The sequence below is a fragment of the Streptomyces plumbidurans genome, assembly GCF_019857225.1.
Taxonomy (GTDB): domain Bacteria; phylum Actinomycetota; class Actinomycetes; order Streptomycetales; family Streptomycetaceae; genus Streptomyces; species Streptomyces plumbidurans.
In genome coordinates, this window is record NZ_JAFJSY010000064.1 from 1 (window position 1) to 20,671 (window position 20,671).

General features: G+C 71.1%; 20 protein-coding genes and 1 pseudogene. 18 read left to right on the forward strand and 3 right to left on the reverse strand.

The window, feature by feature from the left end; translation table 11 throughout:
* Nucleotides 1-21: 21 nt before the first annotated feature.
* Complete coding sequence (locus JYK17_RS30715; protein WP_128801359.1) at nt 22-672, forward strand: DJ-1/PfpI family protein; 651 nt, start codon at nt 22-24, stop codon at nt 670-672.
* Here JYK17_RS30715 and JYK17_RS30720 read toward each other — a convergent pair.
* Nucleotides 644-1,399: an enoyl-CoA hydratase/isomerase family protein gene (locus tag JYK17_RS30720; protein ID WP_128801358.1), complete on the reverse strand. Its 756-nt coding sequence runs from the start codon at nt 1,397-1,399 to the stop codon at nt 644-646. The genes JYK17_RS30715 and JYK17_RS30720 overlap by 29 nt on opposite strands.
* Before the next feature lie 214 nt (nt 1,400-1,613).
* On the opposite strand from JYK17_RS30720, the gene JYK17_RS30725 reads away from it, so the two are divergent.
* Nucleotides 1,614-2,123: an ATP-binding protein gene (locus JYK17_RS30725; protein WP_128804379.1), complete on the forward strand. Its 510-nt coding sequence runs from the start codon at nt 1,614-1,616 to the stop codon at nt 2,121-2,123.
* Nucleotides 2,124-2,162: 39 nt separating this feature from the next.
* On the opposite strand, the gene idi is transcribed toward JYK17_RS30725, so the two are convergent.
* Together idi and galE are read right to left on the reverse strand one after the other, a co-directional pair.
* Complete coding sequence (gene idi, locus JYK17_RS30730; RefSeq protein WP_108015854.1) at nt 2,163-2,756, reverse strand: isopentenyl-diphosphate Delta-isomerase; 594 nt, start codon at nt 2,754-2,756, stop codon at nt 2,163-2,165.
* A 761-nt stretch (nt 2,757-3,517) separates the two neighbouring features.
* Nucleotides 3,518-4,489, reverse strand: coding sequence for a UDP-glucose 4-epimerase GalE (gene galE, locus JYK17_RS30735; RefSeq protein ID WP_222811642.1), 972 nt, complete (start codon nt 4,487-4,489; stop codon nt 3,518-3,520).
* Between the two features lie 277 nt (nt 4,490-4,766).
* Between galE and JYK17_RS30740 the strand changes: the two genes are divergently transcribed.
* The 16 genes and pseudogenes from JYK17_RS30740 to JYK17_RS30815 all read left to right on the forward strand — a co-directional run.
* Complete coding sequence (locus JYK17_RS30740; RefSeq protein ID WP_128801356.1) at nt 4,767-6,551, forward strand: DUF5941 domain-containing protein; 1,785 nt, start codon at nt 4,767-4,769, stop codon at nt 6,549-6,551.
* Complete coding sequence (locus tag JYK17_RS30745) at nt 6,548-7,300, forward strand: phosphocholine cytidylyltransferase family protein (RefSeq protein WP_108015857.1); 753 nt, start codon at nt 6,548-6,550, stop codon at nt 7,298-7,300. The genes JYK17_RS30740 and JYK17_RS30745 overlap by 4 nt, the downstream gene beginning before the upstream one ends.
* Nucleotides 7,288-8,349 (forward strand): iron-containing alcohol dehydrogenase family protein, encoded by a 1,062-nt coding sequence (locus JYK17_RS30750; protein WP_108015858.1) that lies wholly within the window; start codon nt 7,288-7,290, stop codon nt 8,347-8,349. The genes JYK17_RS30745 and JYK17_RS30750 overlap by 13 nt, the downstream gene beginning before the upstream one ends.
* Nucleotides 8,327-9,106 (forward strand): CDP-alcohol phosphatidyltransferase family protein, encoded by a 780-nt coding sequence (locus tag JYK17_RS30755; protein WP_108015872.1) that lies wholly within the window; start codon nt 8,327-8,329, stop codon nt 9,104-9,106. The genes JYK17_RS30750 and JYK17_RS30755 overlap by 23 nt, the downstream gene beginning before the upstream one ends.
* Before the next feature lie 5 nt (nt 9,107-9,111).
* A complete protein-coding gene (locus JYK17_RS30760; RefSeq protein WP_108015859.1) occupies nt 9,112-9,984 on the forward strand; it encodes a glycosyltransferase family 2 protein in 873 nt (290 codons plus the stop codon).
* Nucleotides 9,985-10,080: 96 nt separating this feature from the next.
* Entirely contained in the window at nt 10,081-11,010 is a 930-nt protein-coding gene (locus JYK17_RS30765; RefSeq protein WP_108015860.1) for an ABC transporter permease, read from the forward strand.
* Nucleotides 11,003-11,794, forward strand: coding sequence for an ABC transporter ATP-binding protein (locus JYK17_RS30770; RefSeq protein WP_108015861.1), 792 nt, complete (start codon nt 11,003-11,005; stop codon nt 11,792-11,794). The genes JYK17_RS30765 and JYK17_RS30770 overlap by 8 nt, the downstream gene beginning before the upstream one ends.
* A gap of 387 nt (nt 11,795-12,181) precedes the next feature.
* A complete protein-coding gene (gene hpnC / locus JYK17_RS30775; protein ID WP_108015862.1) occupies nt 12,182-13,084 on the forward strand; it encodes a squalene synthase HpnC in 903 nt (300 codons plus the stop codon).
* Nucleotides 13,081-14,028 (forward strand): presqualene diphosphate synthase HpnD, encoded by a 948-nt coding sequence (gene hpnD, locus JYK17_RS30780; protein ID WP_164932123.1) that lies wholly within the window; start codon nt 13,081-13,083, stop codon nt 14,026-14,028. The genes hpnC and hpnD overlap by 4 nt, the downstream gene beginning before the upstream one ends.
* Nucleotides 14,028-14,168: a DUF6380 family protein gene (locus tag JYK17_RS41290; RefSeq protein WP_219917719.1), complete on the forward strand. Its 141-nt coding sequence runs from the start codon at nt 14,028-14,030 to the stop codon at nt 14,166-14,168. The genes hpnD and JYK17_RS41290 overlap by 1 nt, the downstream gene beginning before the upstream one ends.
* Nucleotides 14,165-15,592 carry a hydroxysqualene dehydroxylase HpnE gene (gene hpnE, locus JYK17_RS30790; RefSeq protein ID WP_372465339.1) on the forward strand — a complete coding sequence of 476 codons (1,428 nt, stop codon included), beginning with the start codon at nt 14,165-14,167 and terminating at the stop codon, nt 15,590-15,592. Before JYK17_RS41290 ends, hpnE begins: the two co-directional genes overlap by 4 nt.
* Before the next feature lie 68 nt (nt 15,593-15,660).
* Complete coding sequence (locus JYK17_RS30795; protein ID WP_164932354.1) at nt 15,661-16,725, forward strand: polyprenyl synthetase family protein; 1,065 nt, start codon at nt 15,661-15,663, stop codon at nt 16,723-16,725.
* Nucleotides 16,726-16,845: 120 nt separating this feature from the next.
* A complete protein-coding gene (gene shc, locus JYK17_RS30800) occupies nt 16,846-18,846 on the forward strand; it encodes a squalene--hopene cyclase (RefSeq protein WP_108015864.1) in 2,001 nt (666 codons plus the stop codon).
* Nucleotides 18,846-19,487, forward strand: coding sequence for a phosphorylase family protein (locus JYK17_RS30805; RefSeq protein ID WP_108015865.1), 642 nt, complete (start codon nt 18,846-18,848; stop codon nt 19,485-19,487). The genes shc and JYK17_RS30805 overlap by 1 nt, the downstream gene beginning before the upstream one ends.
* A 5-nt stretch (nt 19,488-19,492) precedes the next feature.
* Nucleotides 19,493-20,515, forward strand: coding sequence for an adenosyl-hopene transferase HpnH (gene hpnH, locus JYK17_RS30810; protein WP_108015866.1), 1,023 nt, complete (start codon nt 19,493-19,495; stop codon nt 20,513-20,515).
* 4 nt (nt 20,516-20,519) lie between these two features.
* A pseudogene (locus tag JYK17_RS30815) lies at nt 20,520-20,671 on the forward strand (flavodoxin-dependent (E)-4-hydroxy-3-methylbut-2-enyl-diphosphate synthase); the annotation flags it as partial.

A 20,671-nucleotide genomic window follows, 5' to 3' on the forward strand; every position in this document is an offset into this window, starting at 1 on the left:
GGCCGAGCCAAGGGGGAACCCATGCAGTTCGCGATCGTCCTCTACGACCGCTTCACCGCCCTCGACGCCGTGGGACCGTACGAGACCCTCGGCCGTCTGCCGGGCTCCGAGGTCGTCTTCGTCGCCGAGCGGACCGGTCCCGTCCGCACCGACAGCGGAAACCTCGCGATGGTCGCCGACAAGACGCTGGCCGAGGTGCCGCACCCCGATGTCGTGGTCGTCCCGGGCGGCCCCGGCCAGACCCCGCAGATGGAGAACGAGGCGCTCCTCGACTGGATCCGCACCGCCGACACCACCAGCACCTGGACGACCTCGGTGTGCACCGGCTCCCTGCTGCTCGCCGCGGCGGGCCTGCTCGAAGGCCGCCGCGCGACCTCGCACTGGCTGGCCCTGGACGAACTGAAGCGGTACGGCGCCGAGCCCACGGGGGAGCGGGTGGTGACCGACGGCAAGTACGTCACCGCCGCCGGCGTCTCCTCCGGCATCGACATGGGGCTCGCGCTGCTCGGACGGATGTCGGGAGACGTCGTGGCCCAGGCCGTACAGCTGGGCATCGAGTACGACCCGCAGCCGCCCTACGACGCCGGGTCCCCGGACAAGGCGCCCGCGGACGTCGTCGAGCTGATGCGCTCGAGGAGCCGGTTCATCCTGGGAACGGAACCGACCACGTGAACCGCGGCTGACGGCGCTCCAGGAAGGCGGCGACCCCCTCCGCGGTGTCGCCGCTGCCGCGTGCCTGCTCGCTCCAGTGGGTGTCCCGGTCGGTGCGGCCGTTCGCGAACTCCTTCGCCGCGGCCTGGGTGAGCTGTGAGCGGGAGGCCAGGATCGCGGTGAACTCCGCGACCCGCTTGGCCAGTTGGCCCTCCGGCAGCACCTCGTCCACCAGACCGGTGCGCAGCGCCCGTGCCGAGTCGATCAACTCGCCCGAGAACAGCAGGTACTTCGCGGCCGCCGGGCCCACCAGCGACACCAGCCGCCGCGTGGAGGACGCCGGATACACGATCCCGAGCTTCGCGGGCGTCACCCCGAACAGCGCGCCCTCCTCGGCGAACCGCAGATCGCAGGCCGCCGCGAGCTGCGAACCGCCGCCCACACAGTGCCCGCGCACCGCGGCCAGCGTCGGCTTCGGGAAGGCGGCCAGGGCCTCCTCGGCGCGCACCGCGAGCCCCTGCGCCCGCTCGGGCGAGTCCCGCAGCGTGGAGATGTCGGCCCCCGCGCAGAACGTGCCGCCCTCGCCGGTCAGCACCAGCGCCCGTACGTCCGGGTCGGCCGCCAGCGAGTCGAGCAGCGGCGGCAGCGCGGCCCACATCGCGGCCGTCATGGCGTTGCGCTTGGCCGGGTGGTGGATGACGACGGTGGCGACCGAGTCGGCGACACCGTGCAGCAGCTGGGGCTCCATGAGCCGGATGCTAACCGCCCCGCCCTACAACCCGAAAAGTTCGCGAAGTCGGCATCGGGTGGAACAGGAGCGGTCCACCAACCGACCGTGTCGTACGCCAACGGTCGGAAACGCTCGATATTTGCTGACTTCTGTTCAGTCATCCGGAGGGGAGCCGGTCGGAACCAACACTCGTGACGTGGTGACAATCGAGCGCGAGGGTGGCGACCGGACGATGGACGACCACGGGCGTGGGCCCGGCCCACGCCCAGAAGACGGCGCCGAGGGGCCCCGCGACCCGGGGCCGGCGGACCCGCTCCCGTACGAAGGCGTCTGGCGGTTCACCGCACCCGCCGTGGACGCCTCCGTCCCGCAGGCGCGGCACGCCGTGCGCGACCTGCTGTACCGCCAGGGGGTGCCCGTCTCCGAGGATCTCGTCCACGGTCTGCTGCTGATCGTCTCCGAGCTGGCCACCAACGCCGTCAAGCACGCGGCCCTGCTGTCGCCGATGCTCGCGGTGGAGGTCGCCGTGGGTGCCGAGTGGGTGCGGGTGTCCGTCGAGGACAACCACCCCTACCGCCCGACCGCCCTGGAGGCCGACCACGGCCGGACCGGTGGCCGGGGGCTGCTGCTGGTCAGCGAGGTCGCCCGGGAGGCGGGCGGCGTGTGCGACGTCGAACACACGTCGAGCGGCGGCAAGGTGATCTGGGCCGCCCTGCCGCTCAAACCCGTGCGGGTGTCCTGACCCTGGCGACCCCGGCGACCGCCGCGAGCGCCGTGGGCGTCACCAACCGGCCGACGGGCCGGTCAGCTCCCTGACCGCGGGACGTGCCGCGTCCAGCACGGTCATGAACCAGGACGAGAAGGTGTCCTTCGCGTGCCGCTCCGCCAGCTCCTCGGGGCTCACGAAGACGGTCTCGCCGACCTCCTCCGGGTCCGGCCGCAGCGGGGCCTGCACCAGGCCGACGAACAGGTGGTTGTACTCCTGCTCGACCAGGCCCGAGTCGGGGTCCGGGTGGTTGTAGCGGACGGTGCCCGCCTCGGCGAGCAGCGAGGGGGACACACCCAGTTCCTCGTACGTCCGCCGGGCCGCCGCCGCGAAGGGGGCCTCGCCGGGGTAGGGGTGGCCGCAGCAGGTGTTGGACCACACACCGGGGGAGTGGTACTTGCCCAGCGCCCGCTGCTGCAGCAGCAGCCTGCCGCGCTCGTCGAAGAGGAAGACGGAGAAGGCGCGGTGCAGTTGCCCCGGCGGCTGGTGGGCGGCGAGCTTCTCCGCGGTGCCGATCGTGACGCCGTTCTCGTCGACCAGTTCCAGCAGAATCGCGTCAGCGGTGCCGTTCGACGGACTGTGCGTCGCGGTGGCAGGTGTGATCGGCATACCCATCCTTCGCATCGGTCTTCGCGCCCCAAGTCTGCCGTACGAAAGCGGCACTCCCGGCACTTGACGGCACGCCCGCATGTCCCGCGTGCACCGCGGGGCGCGGCCTTCGCCGGCCGGACGCCGGAAGAGGGGTCCGGTGGTTGATCGTGCCCGGAGCGATCGGCTGAGAACCGTCCGGGCGGTGCTGTGAGGGTCAGGACGCGCCTCCGCGCCGGACGGCTGCATTCCGCCCCGGGGGCGCACCACCCGGCTCAATTCTGCACCGCCGCCCCACAGGCCCCGCCCCCGACTGGTTCCCATCGCCGTACCGACTGAGGCACACCGCTCGCTTCCGCATGGCAGCTGGGTCGTCGCGCCTCGACGAGTGCTCCCCGGCCGGTCGCCGCCGTGCGGCTCGCGCCTCGCGGCCAACCTTCCGTGGCGCAGCCGGGTCGGCGGCCCCGAAGTGCGGTGCTCGCCTGTCGCCGTCGTACGGGCTGCGCCCCGGAGCTCGGCTCCCGTGGCCCAACTGGACTGACGGGCGTCGACGAGAGGTGCCCGGCGGTTGTCGCCGTGCGGCTCGCGCCTCGCGGCAAACCTTCCGTGGCCCAGCCGGGTCGGCGGCCCCGACGGACGGTGCCCGGCACTGTCGCCGTCGTACCGGACGCGGCCCGCAGCTCGGCTCCCGTGGCGCAACTGGAGCGGCGGGCGTTGACGAGAGGCGCCCGGCGGTCGCCGCCGCCCGGCCGCGCCCCTTGCCCGTAGCCCTCGCCCCGCGGCTAACGCCCGTGGTGCAACCGCCACCCCGCCCAAGCCGACTCCACCATCTCGCCCACCCCGCGCCGAGCAGTCCAGCCCAGCTCCTTCGCGGCCCTCTCGGCGGAGGCGACCGCCCGCGGCGCGTCCCCCGGGCGGCGGGCCTCGACGAGCGGCGCACGCCTCTCTCCGCTGATCTCGCCGATGACCGTGATCATCTCGCGGACGGAGACGCCCTCGCCGCGGCCGATGTTCACCGTCAGGTCGCCGTCGTGGGCCCCGGCGGCCAGTCTGTGGGCCGCGGACAGGTGTGCCTCGGCCAGGTCGGCGACGTGGATGTAGTCGCGGATGCAGGTGCCGTCCGGTGTCGGGTAGTCGTCGCCGAAGATGCGCGGCGCCTCGTCGCGGGTGAGCCGGTCGAAGACCATGGGGACGATGTTGAAGACGCCCGTGTCGGCCAGCTCCGGCGCGGCCGCGCCCGCCACGTTGAAGTAGCGCAGGCACACCGTCGAGATGCCGTGCGCCCGGCCCGCCGCCCGCACCAGCCACTCACCGGTGAGCTTGGTCTCGCCGTACGGGTTCACCGGCGCGCAGGGGGTGTCCTCGGTGATCAGGTCCACGTCCGGGTTGCCGTAGACGGCCGCCGACGAGGAGAACAGGAACCGCTCGATCCCGGCCTCGGCGACCGCGTCCAGGAGGGTGGCGAGGCCGCCGACGTTCTCCCGGTAGTAGCGCGTGGGCTGCGCCACGGACTCGGCGACCTGCTTGCGCGCCGCGAGATGGACGACACCGGTCACCGCGTACCGCGCGAACACCCGCTTCAGCAGGCCGCCGTCGAGCGACGAGCCCTCGACGAGCGGTACGCCGGACGGCAGCCGCGCGGGGTCCCCGGCCGAGAGGTCGTCCAGCGCGACGACGTCCTCCCCGGCGCCGGTCATGGCCCGCGCCACATGGGCCCCTATGTATCCGGCTCCGCCTGTGATCAGCCATGTCATGGTCGCCCACCCTATGTCGGCCCCACCCCGCGATCCCCAATGTCCGTGATGCCTGGTCTGCGCCCCGCGGTTTGTGGGCGGGACCCCAAATCCCCGATGATGATCGCGGCAAAGACCGGTGGAGACTGCGTTGATCGGCTCGTTAACGGGCGGTGAACGCCGCTCTCCGAGCATCCGATAGCCTCTGCCGACATGCCGCCCGCCTGGTGCAGCCAGGGGCGCCCGTACCCAGCACATGACCGGCGCCAGCGCGTCGGCACCCAGGGAGTGAGTTCGGTTGTCGACCGCCATCCTCACCGGTCAGCCGGTCCCCGGATCGTCGATCGAGGGCGATCTGCGGTCCCTCGGCTTCGACGTCCGGCTCGCGGCCGACGCCGCGGACGCCGAGACGCTCCTCGCCCAGGTCCCCGGTGACCAGCGGGTCGCGGTGGTGGACGCCCGCTTCGTGGGCCACCTGCACGCCCTGCGCCTCGGCCTCACCGACCCCCGCTTCCCGGTCGCCGCGGTCCCCGGCGCCGTCACCGCCCAGGCGGCCGGCCGCCAGGCCCTGACCCGCGCCATGGCCCGCGAGAACTCCGCGGGCGGCGGCGCGGCCGTCGTCGTGGACAACCTCGCGGACCGCATCGTCGCGGCCCTCGACGCCGACGGCGCCGACGTCCACCGCCCCGAGCTGGGCAGCCTGGTCGCCGAGGTACCGGCCGACCCGCAGGCCCGCAACGAAGCGCGGCAGGCCGTCGCCGGCGTCGACGACGAGGCCATACGCCTGAAGTCCGCCGTGAAGTCCCGCGACGGCTTCTTCACCACGTTCTTCATCAGCCCGTATTCCCGCTACATCGCCCGCTGGTGCGCCCGCCGGGGCCTGACCCCGAACCAGGTCACCACCGCCTCCCTGCTGACCGCGCTGATCGCGGCGGGCTGCGCGGCCACCGGCACCCGCCCCGGCTACGTCGCCGCGGGCATCCTGCTGATCTGCTCCTTCGTCCTGGACTGCACCGACGGACAGCTCGCCCGCTACTCCCTGCAGTACTCCACGCTCGGCGCCTGGCTGGACGCCACCTTCGACCGGGCCAAGGAGTACGCCTACTACGCGGGCCTCGCCCTCGGAGCGGCCCGCGGCGGCGACGACGTATGGGCCCTGGCGCTCGGCGCGATGGTCCTGCAGACGTGCCGGCACGTCGTGGACTTCTCCTTCAACGAGGCCAACCACGACGCCACCGCCAACACCAGCCCCACCGCCGCCCTTTCGGACAAGCTGGACAGCGTCGGCTGGACGGTGTGGATCCGGCGCATGATCGTGCTGCCGATCGGCGAGCGCTGGGCGATGATCGCGGTCCTCACGGCGGTCACCACCCCGCGCATCACCTTCTACGTCCTCCTCATCGGCTGCGCCTTCGCGGCGACGTACACCACGGCGGGCCGGGTGCTCAGGTCGCTGACCCGCAAGGCCCGGCGCACCGACCGGGCCGCGCAGGCGCTGGCGGACCTCGCGGACGGCGGCCCGCTCGCCGGGGCGGTGGCGCGGTTCGCTCCGCGCGTCCCGGCTCCCGTCGCCGCCGCGGCCGCCGGGCTCCTCGTGGTGATCCCCGCCGCGGTCTGGGGCGCGGCATGGCCCACCGTGCTGGGTGCCGTCGCCTACGTCCTGCTCTCCGGTGCCGCCGTCGCCCGCCCCCTCAAGGGCGCCCTGGACTGGCTCGTCCCGCCCTTCTTCCGCGCCGCCGAATACGGCACCGTCCTGATCCTCGCGGCCAAATCCGGGGTGAACGGCGTCCTGCCCGCAGCTTTCGGCCTGGTGGCGGCCGTCGCCTACCATCACTACGACACGGTGTACCGCATCCGCGGCAGCGCCGGAGCGCCCCCGGCCTGGCTGGTGCGCGCCATCGGGGGACACGAGGGGCGGACGCTGCTCGTCACCGTCCTCGCCGCGGTGCTCACCGCCTCGCAGTTCAAGGTCGCGCTCACGGTCCTCGCCGTGGTCGTCGCCCTGCTGGTGCTCGTCGAGAGCATCCGCTTCTGGGTGTCCGCAGGGGCGCCCGCAGTACACGACGAAGGAGAAACCGCATGATCGGCCTCGTGCTGGCGGCCGGCGCCGGACGCCGTCTGCGCCCCTACACCGACAGCCTGCCCAAGGCGCTGGTGCCGGTGGGGCCCGCGGGCATAGAGGACTCGATCACGGTGCTCGACCTGACCCTCGGCAACTTCGCCGAGATCGGCCTGAGCGAGGTCGCGGTCATCGTCGGCTACCGCAAGGAGGCCGTGTACGAGCGCCGGGCGGCCCTGGAGGCGAAGTACGGCCTGAAGATCACGCTCATCGACAACGACAAGGCCGAGGAGTGGAACAACGCCTACTCCCTGTGGTGCGGCCGTGATGCCCTCAGCGACGGCGTGATCCTCGCCAACGGCGACACCGTCCACCCGGTCTCTGTCGAGAAGACCCTGCTCGCCGCGCGCGGCGAGGGCAAGAGGATCATCCTCGCCCTGGACACGGTGAAGGACCTCGCCGACGAGGAGATGAAGGTCGTCGTCGACCCCGAGAAGGGAATGACGAGGATCACCAAGCTGATGGACCCCGCCGAGGCCACCGGCGAGTACATCGGCGTCACCCTGATCGAGGGCGACGCCGCCCCCGAACTGGCCGACGCGCTCAGGACCGTCTGGGAGAGCGACCCGCAGCAGTTCTACGAGCACGGCTACCAGGAGCTCGTCAACCGCGGCTTCCGGATCGACACGGCGCCGATCGGCGACGTCAAGTGGGTCGAGATCGACAACCACGACGATCTCGCCCGCGGACGGGAGATCGCGTGCCAGTACTGACCCGGCTCATCCCCTCGCCGCTCGTCGTGGACATCCGCCCGGGTGCCCTCGACGACCTGGCGGGCGTGCTCGCCGACGAGCGCATCTCGACCTCCGGCCGGCTCGCCGTCGCCGTGAGCAACGGCTCCGGCGCCCGGCTGCGCGAGCGCATCGCGCCGTCCCTGCCCGGCGCCACCTGGTACGAGGTCGGCGGCGGCACCCTCGACGACGCCGTACGGCTGGCGAGCGACATAAAGGCCGGCCACTACGACGCCGTCGTGGGCCTGGGCGGCGGCAAGATCATCGACTGCGCGAAGTTCGCCGCGGCCCGCGTAGGCCTGCCCCTGGTCGCCGTACCGACGAACCTCGCGCACGACGGCCTGTGCTCGCCGGTCGCCACCCTCGACAACGACGCGGGCCGCGGCTCCTACGGTGTGCCGAACCCGATCGCGGCCGTCATCGACCTCGACGTCATCCGCGAGGCGCCCGCCCGCTTCGTACGGGCCGGCATCGGCGACGCGATCTCCAACATCAACTCGATCGCGGACTGGGAGCTGTCCAACCGCGTCACCGGGGAGAAGATCGACGGCCTCGCCTCCGCCATGGCCCGCCAGGCGGGCGAGGCGGTGCTGCGCCACCCCGGCGGCATCGGGGACAACAACTTCCTCCAGGTGCTCGCCGAGGCGCTGGTGCTCACCGGGATCGCGATGTCCATCTCCGGTGACTCCCGCCCCGCCTCGGGCTCCTGCCACGAGATCAACCACGCCTTCGACCTGCTCTACCCCAAGCGCGCCGCCAGCCACGGCGAGCAGTGCGGCCTCGGTGCCGCCTTCGCCATGTACCTGCGCGGTGCGCACGAGGAGTCGGCGTACACCGCCGAGGTGCTCCGCAGGCACGGGCTTCCGGTGCTCCCGGAGGAGATCGGCTTCACCGTGGACGAGTTCGTCCGCGTCGTGGAGTTCGCCCCGGAGACCCGGCCCGGCCGCTACACCATCCTCGAACACCTCGACCTGACAACCGACCAGATCAAGGACACATACGCCGACTATGTCAAGGCCATCGGTAGCTGAACTCCGTCCGGTCGTCCACCCCGCAGGGGTCAAGGACCGGCGCAGCGGTGAGCACTGGATGGGACGCCTCTACATGCGCGAGGTGTCCCTGCGGATCGACCGCTACCTGGTGAACACCAGGGTCACGCCCAACCAGCTCACGTACCTGATGACCGTCTTCGGCGTGCTCGCGGCCCCGGCGCTGCTCGTGCCCGGGGTCTGGGGCGCCGTGCTCGGTGTCGTCTGCGTCCAGATGTATCTGCTGCTGGACTGCGTCGACGGCGAGATCGCGCGCTGGAAGAAGCAGTACTCCATGAACGGCGTCTACCTCGACCGGGTCGGCGCCTACCTCACCGACGCCGCCGTGCTCGTCGGCTTCGGGCTGCGTGCCGCGGACCTGTTCGGCAGCGGCCGTATCGACTGGCTGTGGGCCTTCCTCGGCACGCTCGCCGCGCTCGGCGCGATCCTGATCAAGGCCGAGACCGACCTGGTCGGCGTCGCCCGCCACCAGGCCGGGTTGCCCCCGGTCAAGGAGGCGGCGGCCGAGATGCGCTCCTCCGGCATGGCGCTGGCCCGCCGGGCCGCCGCCGCGTTCAAGTTCCACCGGCTGATCCTCGGCATCGAGGCGTCCCTGGTGATCCTGGTCCTGGCCTTCGCCGACCAGGCGCGCGGGGACCTGTTCTTCTCCCGGCTCGGTGTCGCGGTGATGGCCGGCATCGCACTGCTGCAGACCCTGCTGCACCTCGTGTCCATCCTGGCCTCCAGCAGGCTGAAGTGAGCGCCATGAAGGTCGGCGCGGTGATCATCACGATGGGCAACCGCCCCGAGGAGCTGCGCGCCCTGCTCGACTCGGTGGCCAAGCAGGACGGCGACCGCGTCGAGGTCGTGGTGGTCGGCAACGGCTCGCCCGTGCCCGACGTCCCCGACGGCGTCCGTACGATCGAGCTGCCCGAGAACCTCGGCATCCCCGGCGGCCGCAACGTCGGTATCGAGGCCTTCGGCCCGAGCGGCCGTGATGTCGACATATTGCTGTTCCTCGACGACGACGGCCTCCTCGCCGGCCACGACACCGCCGAACTGTGCCGGAAGGCCTTCGCGGCCGACCCCGAGCTCGGCATCATCAGCTTCCGCATCGCCGACCCCGAGACCGGGATCACCCAGCGCCGGCACGTCCCGCGGCTGCGCGCCGCCGACCCGATGCGCTCCTCGCGGGTCACCACCTTCCTGGGCGGCGCCAACGCCGTCCGCACCAAGGTCTTCGCCGAGGTCGGCGGGCTGCCGGACGAGTTCTTCTACGCCCATGAGGAGACGGACCTGGCCTGGCGGGCCCTCGACGCCGGCTGGATGATCGACTACCGCTCCGACATGGTGCTGTACCACCCCACGACCGCGCCCTCGCGCCATGCCGTCTACCACCGCATGGTCGCCCGCAACCGGGTCTGGCTGGCCCGCCGCAACCTCCCCGCGCTCCTCGTCCCGGTCTACCTCGGCGTCTGGATGCTCCTCACCCTCGTACGCCGCCCCTCGCGGCCCGCGCTGCGGGCATGGTTCGGCGGCTTCAGGGAAGGCTGGACCACTGCGTGCGGACCGCGCCGGCCCATGAAATGGCGTACGGTGTGGCGGCTGACCCGACTGGGCCGGCCCCCTGTGATCTGACAAGCTCTTTCACATGTACGAGCGACGCGGACCCGTCCCGGGTCCCGAGCTTCTGCCCGCACGGGCTGCGCATCCCGAGGACGAAAGTTTCCATCAGTGAGTGAGTCAACCCACGACGGCACGGTCGCCCTGAGTCCGGCCGTGTCTCCCGACGAGGGCCTTACGGCGGGTCAGCTCGCCGACAAGTACGGCCTGACCGTGAGCGGCGCCCGCCCCTCCCTCGTCGAGTACGTCCGCCAGCTCTGGGACCGGCGTCACTTCATCCTCGCCTTCTCGCGGGCGAAGCTGACCGCCCAGTACAGCCAGGCCAAGCTCGGCCAGGTCTGGCAGGTGGCGACGCCGCTGCTGAACGCGGCCGTGTACTTCTTCATCTTCGGCGTCATCCTGAAGGCGAGCCGGGGCATGTCGCGGGATGTGTACATCCCGTTCCTGGTCACGGGCGTCTTCGTGTTCACCTTCACCCAGAGCTCGGTGATGGCGGGCGTACGCGCGATCTCCGGCAACCTCGGCCTGGTCCGCGCACTGCACTTCCCGCGCGCCTCCCTGCCGATCTCCTTCGCGCTGCAGCAGCTCCAGCAGCTGCTGTTCTCGATGATCGTGCTGTTCGCGGTGGCGGTCGGCTTCGGCAGCGTCCCGGACCTGTCCTGGCTGCTGATCGTCCCGGTGCTCGCGCTGCAGTTCCTCTTCAACAGCGGACTCGCGCTGATCATGGCCAGGGCGGGCGCCAAGACCCCCGACCTGGCGCAGCTGATGCCGTTCATCATGCGTACGTGGATGTACGCGTCCGGCGTGATGTTCTCCATCCCGATCATGCTGGCCGACAAGCCGCAGTGGACGGCGACCGTCCTGCAGTGGAACCCGGCCGCCATCTACATGGACCTGATGCGCTTCTCGCTCATCGACGGCTACGGCGCCGAGAACCTCCCCGACCATGTCTGGGCGGCCGCGGCCGGCTGGGCCGTTCTTGTCGCCCTGGGCGGCTTCCTGTACTTCTGGAAGGCGGAGGAAAGGTACGGCCGTGGCTGAACAGCGCATCGACCAGCACAACGGTGGGCGCGTCCCCACCGTCATCGCCGACGAGCTGCACATCGTCTACCGCGTCCACGGGGCCAAGAGCGGCAAGGGCAGCGCCACCGCCGCCCTCAGCCGCATCGTCAAGCGCGGCGAGGAGCGCGGGGTGCGCAAGGTGCACGCCGTCAAGGGCGTCTCCTTCGTCGCCTACCGCGGTGAGGCCATCGGCCTCATCGGCTCCAACGGCTCCGGCAAGTCGACCCTGCTGCGCGCCATCGCCGGCCTGCTCCCGGCGGAGAAGGGCCGTGTCTACACCAACGGCCAGCCCTCGCTGCTGGGCGTCAACGCGGCCCTGATGAACGACCTGACGGGCGAGCGCAACGTCATCCTGGGCGGGCTCGCCATGGGAATGTCCCGCGAGCAGATCAGGGAGCGCTACCAGTCGATCGTCGACTTCTCGGGCATCAACGAGAAGGGCGACTTCATCACCCTGCCGATGCGCACCTACTCCTCCGGCATGGCGGCCCGGCTGCGCTTCTCCATCGCCGCGGCCAAGGACCACGACGTCCTGATGATCGACGAGGCGCTGGCGACCGGCGACCGCAAGTTCCAGAAGCGCTCCGAGGAGCGGATCCGCGAACTGCGCAAGGAGGCCGGCACGGTGTTCCTGGTCAGCCACAACAACAAGTCCATCCGCGACACCTGCGACCGCGTCCTGTGGCTGGAACGCGGCGAGCTGCGCATGGACGGGCCCACCGACGAGGTCCTCAAGGAGTACGAGAAGTTCACGGGCAAGTAGTCCACTCACCTGTGGGCCGACAGGCCCACCACGCTTCGCGGGGCCCCGCCGGAACTGTTCCGGCGGGGCCCCGCGTCTGCAAAGGAAACGTCAACTCGGTCCCGCCCAAGGAATCTTGACGCCAATCGGTGTGTTGTTGTGATGTGCAGGACACCCCAGCGAAGCTCGCTGCGTTGTACAACGTAAGCTGTACCGGTCCCGAAAGGCGGCAAGTGGGGCGATAATGCGCGACACCCTGACGCGGGTCGACCACGCCGAGGGCCGGGCGGCGTGTCCGAAATAGTATGCATTGGGTCGGCAGTGTAGAACGGGAGATGTGACGGCAATGGCTACGGAAACTCCCCAGCTCGGCGGAGTGTGTGCCGTCCCCGCCCCGGGCGGCCACCGGTGACGGGAACCCGCGCGTCGCACGCCGGTGATCCGGAGCGCGGCACGCTCGACAAGGCCGCGGGCGAGAACTTCCCCGTGGCGCCTTTCTTCCTGCCCCGGGCCTGGCGCGCCGACCTCATGGCGGTGTACGGCTTCGCCCGCCTCGTCGACGACATCGGCGACGGCGACCTGGCCCCCGGCGGCGCCGACGCCCGGCTGCTCGGCGTACCGCCCGAGGACGCCGAGGACCGGCTGCTGCTCCTGGACGCCTTCGAGCAGGACCTCGACCGGGTCTTCGACTCGACCCCGCACCACCCGCTGCTGCGCCGCCTCCAGCCGACCGTCCGACGCCACGGCCTGAGCGCTGAGCCCTTTCGCGGCCTGATCGCCGCCAACCGCCAGGACCAGCTCGTCACCCGCTACGAGACCTACGACGACCTGCTCGCCTACTGCGAACTGTCGGCCAATCCGGTCGGCCGGCTGGTCCTGTCCGTCACCGGCACCTCGACCCCCGAGCGCATCCGCCTGTCCGACGCGGTCTGCACGGCCCTGCAGATCGTCGAGCATCTGCAGGACGTCGCCGAGGACCTCGGCCGTGACCGTGTCTACCTGCCCGCCGAGGACATGAAGCAGTTTCATGTGCAAGAGGCGGATCTGGCCACATCCACCGCGGGCGCATCGGTGCGCGCACTGGTCGCGTACGAAGCACAACGCGCCCGCGATCTCCTGAATGAAGGCGCCCCTCTCGTGGGTAGCGTCCACGGCAGACTGAAGCTGCTGCTGGCGGGGTTCGTGGCCGGGGGGAGGGCGGCGATCCATGCGATCGCCGCCGCTGAATACGACGTACTTCACGGCCCGCCCAAGCCCGGCAAGGGCCGGCTGCTGCGCGAGGTGGGCGTGACTCTGCGAGGAGAGGGGTGATCCGGACCGTGGAGTCTCCACCACACGCGTCCGCGCCGGTACTCGCCGCCTACAGCTACTGCGAGGCAGTGACCGGGCAGCAGGCCCGCAACTTCGCGTACGGCATCAGACTGCTGCCGACGCCCAAGCGGCGGGCGATGTCGGCGCTGTACGCGTTCTCCAGGCGCGTCGACGACATCGGTGACGGCGAGCTGGCGGACGACGTCAAGGCGGCGAGACTCGACGAGACCCGGGCGCTGCTGACCCGGGTGCGCGAGGGCGCGGTCGCCGAGGACGACACCGACCCCGTCGCGGTCGCACTCGCCCACGCCGCCGACGCCTTCCCCATCCCGCTCGGCGGCCTGGACGAGCTGATCGACGGCGTGCTGATGGACGTACGCGGCGAGACCTACGAGACCTGGGACGACCTCAAGGTCTACTGCCGCTGTGTCGCGGGCGCCATCGGGCGGCTCTCCCTCGGCGTGTTCGGCACCGAGCGGGGCGCGCGCGGCGCCGAGCGGGCGCCGGAGTACGCGGACACCCTGGGACTGGCGCTCCAACTCACCAACATCCTCAGGGACGTCCGGGAGGACGCCGAGGGCGGACGCACCTATCTGCCCTCCGACGACCTCGCGAAGTTCGGGTGCTCGGCCGGGTTCAGCGGGCCGAGGCCACCGGAGGGCTCCGACTTCACGGGTCTCGTGCACTTCGAGGTGCGTCGGGCCCGTGCCCTTTTCGCCGAGGGCTACCGGCTGCTCCCCATGCTCGACCGGCGCAGCGGAGCCTGCGTCGCCGCCATGGCCGGCATCTACCGCCGGCTGCTCGACCGCATCGAGCGGGATCCGGAGGCCGTGCTGCGCGGCCGGGTCTCGCTGCCCGGGCGCGAGAAGGCGTATGTCGCCGTACGCGGACTGTCCGGTCTGGACGCCCGGCATGTGACCAGGACCGTCAGGAGGCGCGCCTGATGGACAAGACGGGCCAAGGTGATTCCACCGGAGAAAAGCGGCACGCAACCCTCCGGGCAGGGACGGCGTCCCTGACTGCGACGGCCGACCGTGCACCGTTCGATCAGCACGGACGTCGCGCAGGGGAGGGTGCACGATGACCGACGACTCGCGCTCCGACGAGCCGCTCGCGGGCATGCCGCGGCGTCCCGCACGGAGCGCCGTCGTGATCGGCGGCGGGCTCGCCGGCATCACCGCCGCGCTCGCGCTCGCCGACGCGGGCATCCGCGTCACCCTGCTCGAGGGCAGGCCGAGACTGGGCGGCCTGGCCTTCTCCTTCCAGCGCGGCGAACTGACCGTCGACAACGGACAGCACGTCTACCTGCGCTGCTGCACCGCCTACCGCTGGTTCCTCGACCGGATCGAGGGGACGGCGCTGGCACCGCTGCAGGATCGTCTCGACGTGCCCGTACTCGACCTCGACAAGCCCGAGGGGCGGCGGCTGGGCAGGCTGCGGCGCGACCCGCTGCCCGTACCCCTGCATCTGGGGCGCAGTCTTGCGACCTATCCGCATCTCTCGCTCGCCGAGCGGGCCAAGGTGGGGCGTGCCGCGCTCGCGCTCAAGGGGCTCGACCTCGCCGATCCGACCCTGGACACCCAGGACTTCGGCAGCTGGCTGGCCGCGCACGGCCAGTCGGCGCGTGCCGTCGAGGCCCTGTGGGACCTGGTCGGGGTCGCCACCCTCAACGCGGTCGCGGGCGACGCCTCGCTGGGGCTCGCCGCGATGGTGTTCAAGACCGGTCTGCTGTCCGACCCGGGCGCGGCCGACATCGGCTGGGCCCATGTCCCGCTGGGTGAACTGCACGACCGGCTCGCCCGCAAGGCGCTCGACTCCGCGGGCGTGCGCACCGAAGTCCGTACACGCGTCACCTCCATCTCTACTGACGAGAACGGGCGTTGGAGCGTTCAGGTTCCCGGCGAGACGCTTCGGGCGGACGCGGTCGTGCTCGCCGTACCCCAGCGCGAGGCCCACGACCTGCTGCCCGCCGGCGCGCTCGACAACGTTGACCAGCTGCTCGGCATCGGCACCGCGCCGATCCTCAACGTCCATGTCGTCTACGACCGGAAGGTGCTCGGCAGGCCGTTCTTCGCGGCCCTCGGCACCCCGATCCAGTGGGTCTTCGACCGCACCGCGGCGTCCGGCCTGCGCGAGGGCCAGTACCTCGCGCTGTCGCAGTCGGCCGCGCAGGACGAGATCGACGCACCGGTCGCCGTCCTGCGCGAGCGTTACCTGCCCGAGCTGGAACGACTGCTTCCGGCAACCCGCGGTGCCGAAGTGAAGGACTTCTTCGTCACCAGGGAGCGCACGGCGACGTTCGCTCCCACCCCCGGCGTGGGACGGCTGCGGCCCGGCGCCCGCACCAAGGCCCCCGGCCTCTATCTGGCCGGAGCGTGGACCGCCACAGGGTGGCCCGCGACCATGGAGAGTGCGGTCCGCAGTGGTGTGAGTGCGGCCGACGCCGCGTTGAGCGCCCTGGGCCGGCCCCGCCCGAGCGACCTCTTCGAGTTCGAGGAGGCGGCGTGATGCTCGAGCAGCACGCGGCAGGCCCCCACACCTCCGGTACCGCAGAAAGAGGAGAGACTGTGCCCACTGTGCCCCCGGCCGAGACGGCCGCCCGGAGGACCGCGGTGGACGTGACCGCGCTCCTGGAGCGCGGCCGGACCCTTGCCACACCGGTACTGAAGGCGGCCGTGGACCGCCTGGCCCCTCCCATGGACACCGTTTCCGCCTACCACTTCGGCTGGATCGACGCTGAGGGCAACCCGGCCGACGGCGACGGCGGCAAGGCCGTGCGTCCCGCGCTCGCGGTGCTCTCCGCCGAGGTCACCGGTGCCGCCCCCGAGGTCGGCATCCCCGGCGCGGTCGCCGTCGAACTGGTCCACAACTTCTCGCTGCTGCACGACGACCTGATGGACGGCGACGAGCAGCGCCGCCACCGCGACACCGTCTGGAAGGTGCACGGCCCCGCCCAGGCGATCCTGGTCGGCGACGCCCTGTTCGCCCTCGCCAACGAGGTCCTGCTGGAGCTCGGCACGGTCGAGGCCGGCCGTGCCACCCGCCGGCTGACCGCGGCGACCCGCGCCCTGATCGACGGCCAGGCCCAGGACATCTCCTACGAGCACCGCGACCGCGTCAGCGTCGAGGAGTGCCTGGAGATGGAGGGCAACAAGACCGGCGCCCTGCTGGCCTGCGCCTCCTCGATCGGCGCGGTGCTCGGCGGCGCGGACGACCGCACCGCCGACACGATGGAGAAGTACGGCTACCACCTCGGTCTCGCCTTCCAGGCCGTCGACGACCTGCTCGGCATCTGGGGCGACCCACTCTCCACCGGCAAGCAGACCTGGAGCGATCTGCGCCAGCGCAAGAAGTCCCTGCCGGTCGTGGCCGCGCTCGCGGCGGGCGGCGCCGCCTCCGAGCGGCTCGGCGAACTCCTCGCCGCCGACGCCAAGAGCAACGACTTCGAGAACTTCTCCGAGGACGAGTTCGCGGCCCGCGCCGCCCTCATCGAGGAGGCGGGCGGCCGCGAATGGACGGCCGGGGAAGCGCGCCGTCAGCACACCATCGCCATCGAGGCCCTCGACGCCATCGACATGCCCGACCCTGTCCGGGCCCGGTTCGCGGCGCTCGCCGACTTCGTCGTCGTACGGAAGAGATGATCAGTATCGGTCGAACACTCCTCGCGTAGTCGCCGGCCGGTGCCGGACAAGATGTATAAGGCACCGGTCGACGGCGGACCCACAGCAGCACGACTCGCACGACTGCAAGAAGGGGAAGCCATGACAGCGACGACCGACGGAAGCGCCGGAGCTCTGCAGCCCCGGCCTGCCTCGGCCAGCGACACCGACAGCACGATCCCCGTGGCGGCCGGGGTGCACGACGCCGCCGTACGCGCGACCCGCCGCGCCACCGACTTCCTGCTGTCCCGGCAGGACGCCGAGGGCTGGTGGAAGGGCGACCTCGAGACCAATGTGACCATGGACGCCGAGGACCTGCTGCTGCGTCAGTTCCTGGGCATCCTGGACGAGTCCACCGCGCACGCCGCCGCGCTGTTCGTGCGCGGCGAGCAGCGTGAGGACGGCACCTGGGCCTCCTTCTACGGCGGACCGGGCGAACTGTCCACCACCATCGAGGGGTACGTCGCGCTGCGCCTGGCCGGCGACGAGCCGGACGCCCCGCACATGGCGAAGGCCTCGGCGTGGATCCGCGAGCAGGGCGGCATCGCCGCCTCCCGTGTCTTCACCCGGATCTGGCTCGCGCTGTTCGGCTGGTGGAAGTGGGAGGACCTGCCCGAACTCCCGCCGGAGCTCATCTACTTCCCGAAGTGGATGCCGCTGAACATCTACGACTTCGGGTGCTGGGCCCGGCAGACGATCGTGCCGCTGACGATCGTCTCGGCCAAGCGGCCGGTGCGGCCCGCGCCCTTCCCGCTCGACGAGCTGCACCGGGACCCGAGCAATCCGAACCCGCCCAAGCCCTTCGCCCCGGCGGCGAGTTGGGACGGCGCCTTCCAGCGCCTCGACCGGGCGCTGCACCAGGCGCGCAAGGTCATCCCGCGCAGGCTGCGCCGGGCGGCGATGAACTCCGCCGCCCGCTGGATCATCGAGCGGCAGGAGAACGACGGCTGCTGGGGCGGCATCCAGCCGCCGGCCGTGTACTCGGTCATCGCCCTGTATCTGCTCGGCTACGACCTCGAACACCCGGTGATGCGCGAGGGCTTGGCCTCGCTCGACCGCTTCGCGGTGTGGCGCGACGACGGGGCCAGGATGATCGAGGCCTGCCAGTCGCCGGTGTGGGACACCTGTCTCGCCACCATCGCGCTCGCCGACGCCGGTCTGCCCGCGGACCATCCGCAGCTCGTCAAGGCGGCGGACTGGATGCTCGGCGAGGAGATCGTGCGCCCCGGGGACTGGGCCGTGAAGCGGCCCCAACTGCCGCCCGGCGGCTGGGCGTTCGAGTTCCACAACGACAACTACCCCGACATCGACGACACCGCCGAGGTGTCCCTCGCGCTGCGCCGGGTCAGCCACCACGACCCGGAGCGGGTGGAGAAGGCGATCGGCCGGGCGGTGCGCTGGAACCTCGGCATGCAGTCGAAGAACGGCGCCTGGGGCGCCTTCGACGTCGACAACACCAGCCCCTTCCCCAACCGGCTGCCGTTCTGCGACTTCGGCGAGGTCATCGACCCGCCGTCCGCGGACGTCACCGCGCACGTCGTGGAGATGCTGGCCGTCGAGGGCCTCTCGCACGACCCGCGCACCCGGCGCGGCATCGAGTGGCTGCTGGCCGAACAGGAGCCGGACGGCTCGTGGTTCGGGCGCTGGGGCGTCAACTACGTCTACGGCACCGGCTCCGTCGTACCCGCGCTGACCGCCGCCGGGATCCCCGGCTCGCACCCCGCGATCCGGCGGGCCGTGGCCTGGCTGGAGAAGGTCCAGAACGACGACGGCGGCTGGGGCGAGGACCTGCGCTCCTACAAGTACGTCAAGGAGTGGAGCGGCCGGGGTGCCTCGACCGCCTCGCAGACCGCGTGGGCGCTGATGGCGCTGCTCGCGGCGGGGGAGCGGGACTCCAAGGCCGTCGAGCGCGGCATCGAGTGGCTCGCGGCCACCCAGCGCGAGGACGGCTCCTGGGACGAGCCCTACTTCACCGGGACCGGCTTCCCCTGGGACTTCTCGATCAACTACCACCTCTACCGGCAGGTCTTCCCGCTGACCGCACTGGGCCGGTATGTGCACGGAGAGCCGTTCGCCGTGAAATCCGTCGGCAAGGGGAGCTGATGAGCACACAGCCCGCCCCGGCCCCGCTGCTGATCGCCTGCGCGCTGGGCATCGAGCGCCTCGCCCTGCGCACGGGCGACCGCAGTGGGTCCGGCGGGCCGGTCACCGTTCTGCGGACCGGCATGGGGCCGAGGGCGGCCGAGCGTGCCGTCACCCGCATGCTCGCCGATCCGGCCCTCGGCGGGGCCGCGGTGCTGGCCACGGGCTTCTGCGCCGGGCTCGCACCCGGAATGCACCCCGGCGATCTGGTGGTCGCCGAGGAGACCCGCGATCCGGACGGAACCGTTCGGTGCACCGGGACCGACCTACTCGTCAAGGAACTGGCGCGCACCGTGCCCGGACGTACCGTCCACAGGGGCCCGGTCGCCGGTTCCGATCACGTCGTCCGCGGTCACGAACGGGCGGATCTGCTCGCGACCGGCGCAATCGCGGTCGACATGGAATCCGCGGCGACGCTCCTGAGCGCCGTTCGCATCGCTGAGCGCCCGGTTGCGGCCGTCCGAGTGGTCGTGGACGCTCCTGAACATGAACTCGTCCGGATCGGAACAGTGCGCGGTGGAATATCGGCTTTCCGCGTTCTTCGTTCCGTTCTTCCGGCTTTTTTCGATTGGCACCGTTCTTTGCTGCTCCCCAGGAGGTGAGCCAGATGGCCATGCCGCTGCGCCAGTCCATCAAGGTCGCTACGTATTTGGCTGAACAGAAGCTCCGCAAGCGGGACAAGTTCCCGTTGATCGTGGAGCTTGAACCTCTCTTCGCATGCAACCTGAAGTGCGAGGGCTGCGGCAAGATCCAGCACCCGGCGGGTGTGCTCAAGCAGCGCATGCCGGTCGCCCAGGCTGTCGGGGCGGTGCTGGAGTCCGGTGCCCCGATGGTGTCCATCGCGGGCGGCGAGCCCCTGATGCACCCTCAGATCGATGAGATCGTGCGGCAGTTGGTGGCGAAGAGGAAGTATGTCTTCCTCTGCACCAACGCCATGCTGCTGCGCAAGAAGATGGACAAGTTCAAGCCCTCGCCCTACTTCGCCTTCGCCGTGCACATCGACGGACTGCGCGAGCGGCACGACGAGTCGGTGGCGAAGGAGGGTGTGTTCGACGAGGCCGTGGAGGCCATCAAGGAGGCCAAGCGGCGCGGCTTCCGGGTGACCACCAACTCGACCTTCTTCAACACGGACACCCCGCAGACCATCATCGAGGTGCTCAACTTCCTCAACGACGACCTCAAGGTCGACGAGATGATGATCTCGCCCGCCTACGCCTACGAGAAGGCGCCCGACCAGGAGCACTTCCTGGGCGTGGAGCAGACCCGCGAGCTGTTCAAGAAGGCCTTCTCGGGCGGCAACCGCAAGAAGTGGCGGCTGAACCACTCCCCGCTCTTCCTGGACTTCCTGGAGGGCAAGGTCGACTTCCCGTGCACCGCCTGGGCGATCCCGAACTACTCGCTCTTCGGCTGGCAGCGCCCCTGCTACCTGATGAGCGACGGGTACGTGCCGACGTACCGCGAACTCATCGAGGACACCGACTGGGACAAGTACGGCCGCGGCAAGGATCCGCGCTGCGCCAACTGCATGGCGCACTGCGGCTACGAGCCCACCGCCGTCCTCGCCACCATGGGGTCCCTGAAGGAGTCCCTGCGCGCCATGCGCGAGACGGTCTCCGGAAACCGGGAGTGACGTCGTGACCGCCATTCCCTTGGGCCTCCCCGAGGTGCCGGCCCGTCCGATCGCCGAGCGGCGCGTGTCGCGGCAGATCCATGTCGGGCCGGTGGCGGTCGGGGGCGGGGCTCCGGTGTCGGTGCAGTCGATGACGACGACGCGTACGTCGGACAT

What these genes read in the sequence shown, in the direction of transcription:
- JYK17_RS30715 (WP_128801359.1), top strand. Translation starts at nt 22, where the DNA reads ATGCAGTTCGCGATCGTCCTCTACGACCGCTTCACCGCCCTCGACGCC.
- JYK17_RS30720 (WP_128801358.1), bottom strand. Translation starts at nt 1,399, where the DNA reads ATGGAGCCCCAGCTGCTGCACGGTGTCGCCGACTCGGTCGCCACCGTC.
- JYK17_RS30725 (WP_128804379.1), top strand. Translation starts at nt 1,614, where the DNA reads ATGGACGACCACGGGCGTGGGCCCGGCCCACGCCCAGAAGACGGCGCC.
- idi (WP_108015854.1), bottom strand. Translation starts at nt 2,756, where the DNA reads ATGCCGATCACACCTGCCACCGCGACGCACAGTCCGTCGAACGGCACC.
- galE (WP_222811642.1), bottom strand. Translation starts at nt 4,489, where the DNA reads ATGACATGGCTGATCACAGGCGGAGCCGGATACATAGGGGCCCATGTG.
- JYK17_RS30745 (WP_108015857.1), top strand. Translation starts at nt 6,548, where the DNA reads ATGATCGGCCTCGTGCTGGCGGCCGGCGCCGGACGCCGTCTGCGCCCC.
- JYK17_RS30755 (WP_108015872.1), top strand. Translation starts at nt 8,327, where the DNA reads ATGTCAAGGCCATCGGTAGCTGAACTCCGTCCGGTCGTCCACCCCGCA.
- JYK17_RS30760 (WP_108015859.1), top strand. Translation starts at nt 9,112, where the DNA reads ATGAAGGTCGGCGCGGTGATCATCACGATGGGCAACCGCCCCGAGGAG.
- JYK17_RS41290 (WP_219917719.1), top strand. Translation starts at nt 14,028, where the DNA reads ATGGACAAGACGGGCCAAGGTGATTCCACCGGAGAAAAGCGGCACGCA.
- hpnE (WP_372465339.1), top strand. Translation starts at nt 14,165, where the DNA reads ATGACCGACGACTCGCGCTCCGACGAGCCGCTCGCGGGCATGCCGCGG.
- shc (WP_108015864.1), top strand. Translation starts at nt 16,846, where the DNA reads ATGACAGCGACGACCGACGGAAGCGCCGGAGCTCTGCAGCCCCGGCCT.
- JYK17_RS30805 (WP_108015865.1), top strand. Translation starts at nt 18,846, where the DNA reads ATGAGCACACAGCCCGCCCCGGCCCCGCTGCTGATCGCCTGCGCGCTG.
- hpnH (WP_108015866.1), top strand. Translation starts at nt 19,493, where the DNA reads ATGGCCATGCCGCTGCGCCAGTCCATCAAGGTCGCTACGTATTTGGCT.